The organism is Streptococcus oralis subsp. oralis (genome assembly GCF_000960035.1).
Lineage (GTDB): Bacteria > Bacillota > Bacilli > Lactobacillales > Streptococcaceae > Streptococcus > Streptococcus oralis_G.
This window is the reverse complement of the sequence record NZ_JYGR01000002.1, coordinates 307,142-320,250: the sequence shown is the minus strand read 5'-3', so window position 1 is coordinate 320,250 and position 13,109 is coordinate 307,142. Positions and strand designations below refer to the sequence as shown.

The following is a 13,109-nucleotide window of genomic DNA, read 5'->3' as shown; positions in this document are numbered from 1 at the left end:
GTGTCTTAACCCCTTGACCAACGGACCTTGAGCTTTTCAACTCTTTCTATTATACCTACTTTTTTACCTTTGTCAAGGACTTTTTTCAGTGTAATTGATTTTTTCTTTTCTTTACTAACTTAACTACTGCTTCTGTTCGTGCAGTGTGGGGAAACATATCAACCGACTGGATATACTGGATATCATAGACTTTTACTAGTTTAACCAAATCTCGCGCCAACGTCGAAACATTGCAGGATACATAGACCATTTTTTCTGGAACATAGGTCAGAATGGTTTCCAACAGCTTATCATCTAAGCCTGTACGAGGAGGGTCGACTATCAAGGCATCCGCTCGGTAGCCATCACATTAGAACATAAAAAGAGAGGTTGAACCTCTCTAAATTTATTTTTCTTCACTCATTTTTGATTTTACTTCATCATAAGATAGTGCATGGGATTCCTCTTCTACGGTCTCAGGCATTTTACCTGTTTCGTAAAGAGATTTAATTTGAGTACTATCCAATGTTTCGTATTTCAACAATGCTTCTGCAATCAGTTTGTGGGTTTCACGATTTGATTGGATAATTTCAGCAGCTTTGTTTCGTGCCTCATTTAATAATGAACGAACTTCCTCATCAATCTCATAGGCTGTTTGTTCTGAAATTGATTTCTGATGACTTTGTGCACCAAACATAGCATGATTACCTTCGTATTGAACTGGGCCAAGTTTTTCACTCATACCGTATTCAGTGACCATTGCACGCGCCATCTGTGTGGCTTGTTCAAAGTCATTTGAAGCTCCTGTCGTTTGGACATTAAAGATAATCTCTTCAGCTACACGACCACCCATCAAACCTGCCAATTGCTCTTTCATGTCTTCTTTAGATAGAAGCATTTGATCCTCTTTAGGAAGTGCAATCATGTAACCACCTGCACGTCCACGTGGTACAATGGTAACTTTATGAACAACACGGGCATTTGACAGTACTAAACCAACAATGGTATGTCCAGCCTCGTGATAAGCAACTAATTCACGTTCTCTTTGTGATACTGTTTTATCTTTCTTAGATGGTCCAGCAATCACTCTGTCCTCTGCCTCATCAATATCTGAAGCATCAATGATTGATTTGTTGCGACGAGCAGCAACTAAGGCTGCTTCGTTTAGAACATTTTCTAAGTCGGCTCCCACAAAACCTGGTGTTTGTTGGGCAACTAGTTTCAAATCAACATCGTCTGCTAGAGGTTTATTTTTAGCGTGAACTTTCAAGATTGCTTCACGACCTTTAACATCAGGGCGACCAACTAAGACTTTTCTATCAAAACGTCCTGGACGGAGAAGAGCTGGATCTAGAACATCTGAACGGTTCGTCGCAGCGATAACAATGATTCCTTCATTTCCCTCAAAACCATCCATCTCAATCAAGAGTTGGTTCAAGGTTTGTTCACGTTCATCATTACCTCCACCAAGACCGACACCACGTTGGCGACCAACGGCATCAATTTCATCGATAAAGATGATGGCTGGCGCTGCTTTTTTTGCATCCTCAAAAAGAGAACGAACACGGCTTGCACCAACTCCGACAAACATTTCTACAAAATCAGAACCTGAAATACTAAAGAATGGAACACCTGCTTCCCCAGCAACTGCCTTAGCAAGTAAGGTCTTACCTGTTCCCGGAGGTCCCTCCAAAAGAACTCCTGCAGGAATACGTGCACCAAGTTTGGTAAATCGTTTTGGATCTTTTAGGAATTCAACAACTTCTACTAATTCTTGTTTTTCTTCCTCGGCACCAGCAACATCTGAGAATCGTACCTTGATATCTTCTTTATTTGCAGCTTTGGCCTTGCTACGTCCAAAACTCATTGGATTTCGGCCACTATTTCCTCCCATATTTCCCATCATAGAGAATAGGAAGAAGAAAAGAATAGCAAATGGCACAACAGAGACAAGGATATTGATCCACATACCGCTTGAACTCTCATGTTTGACTGTTACTTCTGCCTGATGTTCAGAAGCAAGTTTTTGCAATTCTGAAACTGTTGAATCAGACGGAAGAATAGTACTTGAAAATCTTTCTACTGTTGTAGCTGTAGGAGGAAAAAATTGAATTCCCGTTTCTTCTTTACTAGTCTTAGAATTTTTATAAACACCAGACACTTCAATGACGCTGCCATTTGGCTGATAGGTTAATTCTTTTACATTGTCTGCTGTAATTTCTTTTACCAGTTCTGTATAGTTAATTTTTTCGCTTCGTCCAGCAGTATTTCCAGAGTAAAAATACTGGAATCCTGTCACTAGGAAGAAGATAATTAACAAGTATAGAAATGGATTTCTAACTAAACCATTATTTTGTTTTTTCATTAAAGATAAATCTTTCTAATTTGAATAAACTTCTTCTTTCAATACTCCGACATAAGGAAGGTTACGATAATTTTCTTTATAGTCCAAACCATAACCTACTACAAACTCATTTGGAATAGTAAAGCAAGTGTAATCCGCTTCAATTTCAACAACGCGTCCATCTGGTTTGTCCAACAAAGTCGCGATTTTAACAGAAGCTGCTTCTCTTGCAATAAACATATCTCTCAAACTCTTCAAAGTTTGACCTGTATCAATGATATCCTCTACAAATAAAACATGTCTTCCTTTGATATCTTGAGTCACGTCTTGCTTGATATTGATGACACCACTACTTGCTGTTCCACCATGGTAACTAGATACCATCATGAAGTCCATCTCGATATGCGTATCAATATGTTTGACCAATTCAGCCATAAAAGGAATCGATCCTTTCAGAATTCCAATAAGAATTGGATTGTTCCCCTCATATTCTTTTGTTAGTTGCGCACCTAGCTTTTTAGCTGCTTCTGTAATTTCATCATGTGAAACGAGGATTTTTTTAATATCGTGTTCTAACATCTTTTTACCTATCTATTTTTTCTATATAAAGTACAGTGTTCATTATATCATTTTTCGTGTTTTTACTCAAATCACTGGTCGCAATTCCTGAAATTGAGACAATTTCTCCAAATTGCTCAATAATAGGGATTGTTTTTCGTTTTTCAATAGGGATTTTCAAATCTATAAATAAGCGTCTCAGTTTCTTTCGATGACCATTTAGGATAATAACGTCGCCAGGTTTTCGACATCTAATATGTACAGATGTTTCCCGTGAAACCGTTACTTTTTGAACAAAATCCCCTTCAATAGGAATGCCAAAGGAAAATAAATAGCCCATATATCGAACTTGATTTTGATAGTGTAACACAAGTTCATCTTCCTTTTCATCGGCCTGAGGACTGATTTTACAAATTTGAAACCGTTGATACTCTTTTATCAATTCGTAGCCATTTTTAAGAGAATGACGATACTGACTTTTCGTTGCTAAAATCTGTCGAACTTCAGCAAACTGAGCCTTTGTCAGATTTAAGTCTGGAAATTGATTAAGATAGTTCTGGAGCAAGATTCCTTGAGTTTGTTGAGAGTATGAAAATAGCTCATTCAAATCTTCCACATCAATTTGTTTCGAAAGCTCCGTTATTGTTGCTTGGTAATCTGAAATTTCCATTCCAAAATCTAAAAGGGCGGATTTAAGACGAGGATTTTCTTTTTCAAGTTCTGGTAAATACCTATTTCGAATTCGATTGCGAAAATAGGTGCTTTCCTGATTTGTTTGATCTTCGAAATGAAAAATTGGTGAAAAATCCTTTTTATGAAATTGCAACAAGGGACGGATGATTTCAATATCATCAACTACTTGACTTTCTTTTATCCCTGTTAAATGGCGTAACCGACTTCCTCGAATCAAGCGCATCAAAATCGTTTCAACTTGATCATCTGCATGGTGGGCAGTGACCAAGGCAGTTGCTCCAACCTCTTTCATGATTTTCCTAAAAAAATCATAACGAAACTCTCGAGCACGCGCTTCTGAAAAGTCTCCTGAAAAGCTTGTGATATAAATAGGAAGTTCAGCTACATCAGCTAACTTCCTTAGTTCATTTTCCTCCCAATCAGACTCACTTCTCTGCTTATGATTGACATGTGCTAAAATCAACTCAATTCCCAACTCATTTTGATAAGTAGACAATAGATGGAATAGAAACATTGAATCCAGTCCGCCAGACAAAGCTAACACGACTTTCGAATGTTTTTTGAAATACTCTTTTCGGAGAAAATGATTTAAAAAATCCTGGTCCTTCATTTTAGAACCTCATAGACATCCTTAGCTATCTTAGCAATAGTATCATAATCAGAATTTTTGGTAAAAATAGAAAGAACGAAAGGAGAATCCGTATAAACAATGGCAGTGTCATGTTTAAACTCATCGGCATCTCCAATTTTATGAGCTAGCTTAACCGAAACACCTTTAGCAATTCTTTGGTTGTCAAAATCAGTCTTACCTAGAGACTCTAAGACAAAACCATTCTGATTATAGATAGCTTCCATGACCTTTCCAGCCATTTTTGAAGAAGTCAGTTTATCATTCACATCCCAATCTTCACCCATAATAGTGGACATTTTTTCTTTAAAAGCCCCGTCAGATTGATTGGTCACGTAATAACCTAAAATATTATGAGCAACATTATCAGACTCTTTTGTTACCTTGGTAATTAACTGTTGAAGACTGTATTCTTTGTTATCTTCTTTTTTAGGTAAGCTACCACTACCTTCTGGTTTATAGGACCCAGGGAAACTATTTACTTCCGGGACATACTTGAAGCTACTGTCTAGCGTATACTCTCCTTGATTTATCTTATCTTGAGCATAATAAAGATAGGCTAGTTTCAAGATGCTAGCTGCATAAAGTTTGCTGTCTTCATTCACCCCAGCCTCTTTACCTGTACTCAGTTGTTTAACATAAATGGAATAATTTTCATTCTGATAGTTGTTTGATAAAACTTCTTGAACCTTCTGGATGCGATTGTCTTCTTCTGAGGTGAACTCTTTTGATACCCACCCAACTTGATTAATATGAAGAAATTCTTGTCCCCCAGCAAAGAGAGCTCTATCCACCTTTACAAGTTGATAGGGAGAGAGAGATGAAGAAATTTCTTTAGCATCATAGGGGCTGTTATAGATAACAAACCCTGGCTCCAACCATACTTGTCTATTTTGAGTTTGAACTTGACTTTGATCATAGACCAACCGCTTATCTGCAAGAATAAACTGGTGATTATCTAATTTAAAAACAGGAACACCTTGTCTATTCAAACGCCATTCTACGATTTTAAAGGTGGTTCCAGGAGTCAATTTACCAGACTCCTTAACAAGATCCTCATTAGCGTAGACAGCTGTTTCTCCATAAACCATTGGAGATTCAAGAGTTTCTTTATAGTAGAATCCATAATCAGACTCGGTTAGATAATAAATTTCTTGTGAAGAGTAAGAAAGCTGTTTTTCTGTGCTAACTACTCTTGAGGTTATGATAAAAGCAGGTAGCAATAAAACTACTAAGAACTTACGCATTCTTCTCTTCCCTTTCTTCTTGCAATCGTAATAAATGGTTTTTAGTTGCCAATTCCTCTAATTTTTCATCTGATAAACTTAGAAATTGCTCAACAACTTCCAATAAATTTTCCATGATATTACCTCGGAAGCAAATCAGGAATTGTGTAAATTGCTTCTCGTTTCTTTGAGTAATAGTACTTGGCGCGCGCATATTTTGCTACATAGTCTTCATCTTTCAGCTTTGCAGCAAAAGCAGATTCCTTGTCCTTTTCGTCACTAAGAGTTTGGTACTGCTCTTTCAACTCTGTCAATTGCTGGCGGCGTTGCAGTAACTGATCATAGCTTTGAGCCAAGTTATAAGTTGGTAAAATAAACAACAAGATCATCAAAATAAGGACCCAACCCATAAAACGATTTCGTTTTTGTCTCTCCTTCATCAGGTAACGACGACGTTGATGTTCATTTTGAATAAAAGAATTATTCATCTGTACAATATTTTTAGACATTTTCTTCTACCCGTGTTTCACTGAGAATTTCATACATGCCTGCTGCATCTTCTTTTTTTGTACTATCTTTCATCTCTATTACTTTAACAAGCAACAACTTATTTCCAAAGCGAATTTCAACTTGGTCATCAACTTTCAAATCCGTTGAACTTTTGGCCAAGATTCCGTTCACCTTGATTCTACCTTTATCTGCTACTTCTTTTGCGACTGTGCGGCGCTTAATAATTCGTGATACTTTTAAATACTTGTCTAATCTCATTTTTATTACCTCAAATTATTATTGTACCATTTTTATCCTTTTTATAGAAGAAAAATGTTAAATGGGATTTGCTTCCTTTGATTCTTTTATCTCTAATAAACTTTCTCCAAAAATCAGCAAACCTTCTAAAATTTCATAATCCTTCTTGTTTCGGACATCAAATACAACTTCCATTAATCCCTTATTCTCAGCTATGGCTGCTTTTAAGTTCGTTGCGGATAAAGCTTTAAAATAATCTTGAGCCAAGAATAGTCGTTGAGTGACTTTTTCAAATTGAACTGTAATCTTGTTATCTTTTCTTTCCACACGTTCTACAAAGACCTTGTCCAAATATGACTTAACCAAACCAATCTCTAAAAGGTAGGCTACTACGTCTGGGTATTCTCCAAAGCGATCCATCAATTCTTCTTGTAGTTCTTCATAGTTGACACGATTGTCAATTTGACGAATTTTCTTGTAAATTTCAATCTTATGTCGTTGGTCAGAAATATAAGTGTCAGGAAGATAGGCGTCGATTTGTAAAATCAACTCAGCATTTCCTTTGATTCTTTTATTCCCATTACCGTTCCGTTTAGCGATAGCTTCCTCTAGTAACTGCGAATACAATTCAAAACCAACAGAATCAATGAAACCTGATTGGGATTTTCCTAGGAGATTTCCTGCCCCACGAATCGAAAGATCTCGCATCGCAATCTTAAATCCTGAGCCTAATTCTGTAAATCCCTTAATCGCTTCTAATCTCTTTTCAGAGACTTCACTGATTGATTTTTCTGGACGATACATAAGATAGGCATAAGCAATGCGATTGCTCCGACCAACTCTTCCTCTTAGTTGATACAAGGTTGACAAACCCATATGGTCTGCATTTTCAATAAATAAGGTATTGGCATTTGGAATATCTACCCCTGTCTCAATAATAGTAGTCGTCACCAAAATATCATACTGACCTTCAATGAAATCAAGTAGAGTATTTTCCAACTGAATTTCACTCATTTGTCCATGAACATACCCAATCGAAGCCTCTGGAATCAACTCCTGTAATTCCGAAACCTTCTGGTCAATCGTGTCAACTTTGTTGTAAAGATAGTAAACTTGACCTCCACGCTCCATTTCACGCAAGACAGCATCACGAATGACACTATCATTCTTCTCTAGTACATAGGTTTGAACAGGATAGCGATTGGTTGGAGGAGTTTCAATAACAGACAAATCTCGGATTCCCAGCATAGACATGTGGAGAGTACGAGGGATTGGCGTTGCTGTCAAGGTTAGAACATCTACTTGTTTTTTCAGTTCTTTCAAAGTTTCCTTATGCTTAACACCGAATCGTTGTTCCTCATCAATAATCATCAATCCCAAATCTGAAAACACAACATCTTTTGACAAAACACGATGCGTTCCAATCAAAATATCGACTTGACCATTCTTTAGTTTTTCAAGTGTTTCTGCCTGCTCTTTTTTACTTCTAAAGCGACTCAACACATCAATATTAACAGCAAAATTTTGGAATCGTTCCTTAAAATTCGTATAGTGCTGTTGCGCTAAAACCGTCGTTGGAACTAGAACGACAACCTGTTTGTGATCATTGACTGCCTTAAAAGCAGCACGCATTGCTACTTCAGTCTTCCCAAAACCAACATCCCCAACTAAAAGTCGATCCATGGGATGAGAATCCTGCATATCTCTCTTGATTTCCTCAATACTACGAAGTTGATCATCCGTTTCAACATAAGGGAAGGCATCATCAAAAGCATGTTGATCTTCATCATCAGCTGAGAAAGCAAAACCCTTCAACTGACTACGCTCAGAATACAGTTTGATTAAATCGTCAGCTATATCCTCTACCTGGTTCTTAACTTTTTGCTTGGCCTTTTTGAAATGACCGTCATTTAATTTATTGAGTTTTGGAGGTTTCCCATCACTTGAAACATATTTAGACAGTAACTGAATCTGCTCTACTGGGATAGAGATTTGGTCACCATTTTGATACTGTACACTGACATAATCACGGTGAATGCCTTGGATTTCAATTGTTTCGATTCCTAGATATTGACCAATTCCATGGATATGGTGAACAACATAGTCCCCTTTTTCAAGTTCATTATAATCTTTTAATCGCTCTGCGTTTGAAGCATGTTGTCTTCGAAAACGACGTTTTAATTTCTTTTGAAAAATCTCATGTTCAGTAATCAAGAGAATTTTTTCATCTACAAAATGAAAACCATGTCTTAGATTACCCTCAATCAAGTTTACAGATTCCTTACAGATACTTGACTTATCTCTGGAATTCAATTTGATCTGATATTCCTCTAAAACATCCTCCAACGTCTTACTTCCCATTGAATTGCTAGACTGCAAAATAATAGTGTAGTCCATTTTTTTGTATCGCTCAATTTCTTCTTTTAAAAATGAAAATTGATTGAAAAACTCTTGCATGGGGTATTGATTAAATTGATAAATGTGATCAAACTTAAGATTTCCTAAGCCCTTTTGCAGATTGGAGAAAAAGGTAACTGGACTTTGTTTTTTATAGGTTTGCTCTGTATCTGCAAAATACTGCATCCCAGAAAATGATTTACCATTCTGTAAATCTTCTGTAAAGTATTGTGCTAATTCTCTTTCAAAGGATTCATACTGATTCATCAATTTTTGATAGTCATCAAAGAATACTGGTGTATCTTTTTCAATATAATCAAATACAGTCCATGTTTTATCGTAACATAAGGACAAAAACTTTCGACTATCTGAATGTACTTGTTTTTGATGAAAACTTGACAAAATCTCTTCCAAATATGATTTTAAAATTGGTGATAGAGTCTTTGAAATTTGCTTTTCTAAAGCTGACTGTCCTCGTTGATAATCTTTTTCTCTCAAAAGTATGTCGCTAGCTGGAAAGATAGTGAGGTTTGTCTGATTTTCTTTCGATAATTGTGTTTCGACTTCAAAAGTACGAATACCATCTACTTCATCGCCAAAAAACTCGATTCGGAAAGGTTCTAACTGAGACATCTCAAAAATATCTAAAATGTCTCCTCGAATACTAAACTCACCTTGTGTCTGTACTTGAGTAACTTTTCGATATCCAATTTCCTTTAACTGGTGAAGTAGCTCGTGTTGGTCATATTCTTCGCCAACTGCAATTTTTATAGTACTTTCTTTAAATCTAGTCGGAGAGGGTGAAATTAACCGACTCGCTGCGATATTACAAACTAAAATCCCTTTCTTAGACGGATCACTCAAAAAACGCAAGGCCTCAACCCGCGAAATGATTTTTTCTTGCGAAGACATCAAAAACTCTACCATAGGAGAGTCATCAACCAAAAATGGATAGACAAGTTCCTCTCCTAAGAGAGAAAGAAGATCACTGATAATTCGTTCTGCTTCTCCATAAGTTGAAGTCAGTAACACAATCTTATTTTCTTTTTCTAGACTGCTTGCAATTGCAAGAGCCTTGGTAGAAGTTGATAAACCAAGTATTAGTTGTCTTTTCTTATCTATCAGATTTTGATGCCATTTTTTTATCTGATCATTTTCTGAGAATAAATCTAATAAAGTCACCATTTAGCCGTTATACCTCTGCATTGTTTTCTCAAAGTTTTTCTCTTGTAAATAGTAGTTTACAGCATCGTCAACCTTGTCAATAGACTGTAAAATACCCACATAGTCATCCTGATCAAACTTACTTAAAACATGATGAACAACTGACATGCCTTTTTTAGGTCTTCCAATACCTATTTTAACACGGTTAAATGCTTGGGTTCCAATATGTTGAATAATAGACTTGATACCATTATGACCACCTGCTGAGCCCTTTGCTCTTAAACGAATTTTTCCAACTTCCATGTCAAGGTCGTCGTAAATAACGAGTAAATCTTCAATATCCAAACCATAGTAAGTCAATAAAGCATGAACAGCTTTTCCGCTTTCATTCATAAACGTCGTTGGTTTGACAAAATAAATTTTTTCACCATTAAGAAAAAAAGATGCTAGGTCAGCTTGAAATATCTTATCATGTGTAAAAGTGACATTTTGTTTTTTAGCTAGTTGGTCAATCAACATAAATCCAACGTTGTGCTTGGTTTCAAAATATTTATCCCCTGGATTTCCTAATCCAACAAGTAATTTGGTCATTTATTTTTCCTTTCAAAAGCCAAAAGGGTTGGAATTTTTTTCCAACCTAATTGACACTATTTATTAAATATTATTAAACGTTAAAGCGGAATTCCATGATATCGCCATCTTGAACGATATATTCTTTTCCTTCTTCACGCAAGCGCCCAGCTTCTTTTACAGCCTTTTCAGATCCATATTTTACTAGATCCTCATATGACATGGTTACTGCACGAATAAACCCTTTTTCAAAGTCTGAGTGGATAATACCAGCTGCTTGAGGAGCTTTCATCCCTCGCTTAAAGGTCCAAGCACGGACTTCTTTTTCACCAGCTGTGAAGTAAGTTCCAAGCCCAAGCAAGTGATAGGCTGCACGAGTCAACTTGTCAACGCCTGATTCAGTCAAACCAAGTGCTTCAAGAAACTCTTGCTTATCTTCATCGTCTAACTCAGAAATTTCTTCCTCAGCACGCGCGGAAATAACGACTACCTCAGCATTTTCTGTCGCTGCGAATTCACGAATTTGCTTCACATATTCGATAGAATCTGGATCTGAAACTACATCCTCATCCACATTAGCAACATAAAGAACTGGTTTAGTGGTCAAAAGGAAGAGACCTTTGACTACTTTTTGTTCTTCATCTGTGAATTCAATGGTACGAGCTGATTTTCCATCTTCAAGGACTGGTTTAATCTTTTGAAGAACGTTAAACTCTGCTACTGATTCTTTATCTTTTTGCGTACGTGCTATCTTTTCTACACGCGCATAGCGTTTATTAACTGATTCTAAGTCAGCAAGAATCAACTCCAAGTTAATGGTATCAATATCTGCAAGTGGGTCCACAAAGGCGTCTTCACGTCCTTGCTCGCGCATCACATTTTCATCATCAAAAGCACGAACTACGTGAACAATCGCATCTACTTCACGAATATTGGCCAAGAATTTATTACCTAGACCTTCTCCTTTTGATGCTCCTTTTACAATCCCTGCAATATCTGTAAATTCAAAGGTTGTTGGGACTGTCTTTTTAGGGGTAATCATTTCCGTTAGTTTTTGTAGACGTTCATCTGGAACTTCCACCATCCCAACGTTTGGATCAATAGTCGCAAATGGGTAGTTTGCCGCCTCTGCTCCTGCTTTTGTAATTGCATTAAAAAGGGTTGATTTACCAACGTTTGGCAAACCAACGATACCTGCTGTTAAAGCCATAGTTTCTCATTCTCCGTTCTCATTTCAATCCCTAACATTATAACACAAAAAGGGAAAACTTGCTAACCCTCTAACTAAGGGTTCTTAGTCAATAATCTTATTCATTTTTCGTTCAAAATCATAGCGACTCATCATAACAACATGATCACAATTGCTACATTTGATTTTGATATCTGCCCCTACACGTGTGATTTCCCAACAATTGGCCTTTTTACCTGTTGATTTAATTGTACAAGCATGTGGTTTTTTCATCTCAACAAAATTTCCAACTTGATACATATTACTCTCCTTTTCTTTTTTGATTATATCATAAAAGAGGCGAGCCAGGCTCAACCTCTTTCACTTAATTTGTTCGAACTGGTGTAATAAGCTGCATGAAGTCTTCGTCAGTATCTGCTGGCACAAGAGTAAATGGACGAACTGATGAGATAAAGCTAATAGTAACCTTTTCGCTATTTAAAGCCTTGAGGGAATCAATCAAGTAAGTTGGGTTAAAACTAATAGTCAAATCATCCCCGATCACCTGCTCCGTATCGATTTCTTCGTTTACTTTACCAACCTCTGGAGAGTGAACATGGGCGCTAACAACTCCACCTTTAATTTCAAGCTTCACAGTACCATTTTGAGTCGCACTTGATAAGAGACGTGCACGCTCCATAGATTGACGCAAATTAACCACATCAAAAGTAATTGTAGTGTTAAAGTCTGTTGGAATCAAGCGATCTGTATCAGGATAATTACCTTCTAGGAGACGAGTATAGAAGCTAATATTTTCGCTTCTAAAGAGGATTTGATTATTTGCAAAGAAAATCTCTACAGTTTCAATATCATCTGTAAATACCGCTGAAAATTCGCGTAGAGAGCGGCTAGGAATCACCACATCGAAATCATCTCCATTTTTTTCAAGAGTCAATTTCTTCTGGCTAAGGCGGTGTGAGTCTGTCGCAACTGTTTTTAGTTCCTTGTGTTGGCTCAATACGAAGTGGACACCTGTTAAGATTGGACGACTTTCTTGCGTACTTGCAGCAAAAGCTGTTTCATTGATAATTTTCTTGAGTAGTTTGGTTTCAAGAACCAAAGGTGTGCTTGCTGAAATTTCTTGGATTCGTGGGTATTGTTCGCTATCTTTTCCTTTTAGAGTAATTTCTGATTTGCCACTGGTTAAGACAATTTGTTTTTGTTCAATCTCTTTGAAATCTAGCGTTACATCTGGAAGACTGGATACAACATTGATAAAGAAAGAAGCTTCAAGAAGAATCGAACCCAAAGAAGTGATCAAGAGACCAGCATCTTCATTCTTTTGAGAAATGAAATTTTCAATAGAAATTTGACCGTTTGAGCCAATTAAAGTAATTCCTTCATTGGTAACGTCAATTTTGATTGTTGATAAAATTGGAATAGCATTTTTAGAGCTTATTGCTCGTTTTGTAGTATTTAAAGCTTGTAGAAATAAATTTTTATTGATTGAAAAATGAATCATGGATTCTCCTTTATTTATTTTTAGTATTAGAAAGTTAATAGTAATAATAGAGTGTGTGAATTCTGTGGAAAACTGAGTGCTATTTAGTAAACTTAAGCTTCTAAGCTTGTTTA

12 protein-coding genes and 1 pseudogene are annotated in these 13,109 nt (G+C 36.6%); all 13 read right to left on the bottom strand.

Going from position 1 to position 13,109, the window contains the following annotated elements; genetic code table 11:
• Window positions 1–85: 85 nt before the first annotated feature.
• Window positions 86–346, bottom strand: a pseudogene (locus tag TZ92_RS09505) (23S rRNA (uracil(1939)-C(5))-methyltransferase RlmD); the annotation flags it as partial.
• A 39-nt stretch (window positions 347–385) separates the two neighbouring features.
• Window positions 386–2,344: an ATP-dependent zinc metalloprotease FtsH gene (ftsH, locus tag TZ92_RS01800; RefSeq protein WP_033629127.1), complete on the bottom strand. Its 1,959-nt coding sequence runs from the start codon at window positions 2,342–2,344 to the stop codon at window positions 386–388.
• Window positions 2,345–2,359: 15 nt separating this feature from the next.
• Entirely contained in the window at window positions 2,360–2,902 is a 543-nt protein-coding gene (gene hpt, locus TZ92_RS01795) for a hypoxanthine phosphoribosyltransferase (RefSeq protein WP_033629126.1), read from the bottom strand.
• A 4-nt stretch (window positions 2,903–2,906) separates the two neighbouring features.
• The gene (tilS, locus tag TZ92_RS01790; RefSeq protein WP_033629124.1) at window positions 2,907–4,184 is read right to left on the bottom strand and encodes a tRNA lysidine(34) synthetase TilS; all 1,278 of its coding nucleotides are present in this window, start codon (window positions 4,182–4,184) and stop codon (window positions 2,907–2,909) included.
• On the bottom strand, window positions 4,181–5,449 hold the full coding sequence (locus TZ92_RS01785; protein ID WP_045594456.1) for a serine hydrolase: 1,269 nt from the start codon (window positions 5,447–5,449) through the stop codon (window positions 4,181–4,183). The genes tilS and TZ92_RS01785 overlap by 4 nt, the downstream gene beginning before the upstream one ends.
• Complete coding sequence (locus TZ92_RS10300) at window positions 5,442–5,564, bottom strand: SP_0009 family protein (RefSeq protein WP_000429344.1); 123 nt, start codon at window positions 5,562–5,564, stop codon at window positions 5,442–5,444. Before TZ92_RS10300 ends, TZ92_RS01785 begins: the two co-directional genes overlap by 8 nt.
• Window positions 5,565–5,568: 4 nt before the next feature.
• Complete coding sequence (locus TZ92_RS01775; protein ID WP_000041922.1) at window positions 5,569–5,937, bottom strand: septum formation initiator family protein; 369 nt, start codon at window positions 5,935–5,937, stop codon at window positions 5,569–5,571.
• Window positions 5,930–6,196, bottom strand: coding sequence for an RNA-binding S4 domain-containing protein (locus TZ92_RS01770; RefSeq protein WP_045594454.1), 267 nt, complete (start codon window positions 6,194–6,196; stop codon window positions 5,930–5,932). The genes TZ92_RS01775 and TZ92_RS01770 overlap by 8 nt, the downstream gene beginning before the upstream one ends.
• A 57-nt stretch (window positions 6,197–6,253) precedes the next feature.
• The gene (mfd, locus tag TZ92_RS01765; protein WP_045594452.1) at window positions 6,254–9,757 is read right to left on the bottom strand and encodes a transcription-repair coupling factor; all 3,504 of its coding nucleotides are present in this window, start codon (window positions 9,755–9,757) and stop codon (window positions 6,254–6,256) included.
• Window positions 9,758–10,327 (bottom strand): aminoacyl-tRNA hydrolase, encoded by a 570-nt coding sequence (gene pth / locus TZ92_RS01760; RefSeq protein ID WP_033629118.1) that lies wholly within the window; start codon window positions 10,325–10,327, stop codon window positions 9,758–9,760.
• A 73-nt stretch (window positions 10,328–10,400) separates the two neighbouring features.
• Window positions 10,401–11,516: a redox-regulated ATPase YchF gene (gene ychF, locus TZ92_RS01755; RefSeq protein WP_033629117.1), complete on the bottom strand. Its 1,116-nt coding sequence runs from the start codon at window positions 11,514–11,516 to the stop codon at window positions 10,401–10,403.
• An 84-nt stretch (window positions 11,517–11,600) separates the two neighbouring features.
• The gene (locus TZ92_RS01750) at window positions 11,601–11,795 is read right to left on the bottom strand and encodes a DUF951 domain-containing protein (protein WP_045594449.1); all 195 of its coding nucleotides are present in this window, start codon (window positions 11,793–11,795) and stop codon (window positions 11,601–11,603) included.
• Between the two features lie 64 nt (window positions 11,796–11,859).
• Window positions 11,860–12,996, bottom strand: coding sequence for a DNA polymerase III subunit beta (dnaN, locus tag TZ92_RS01745; RefSeq protein WP_033629113.1), 1,137 nt, complete (start codon window positions 12,994–12,996; stop codon window positions 11,860–11,862).
• Window positions 12,997–13,109 lie beyond the last annotated feature (113 nt).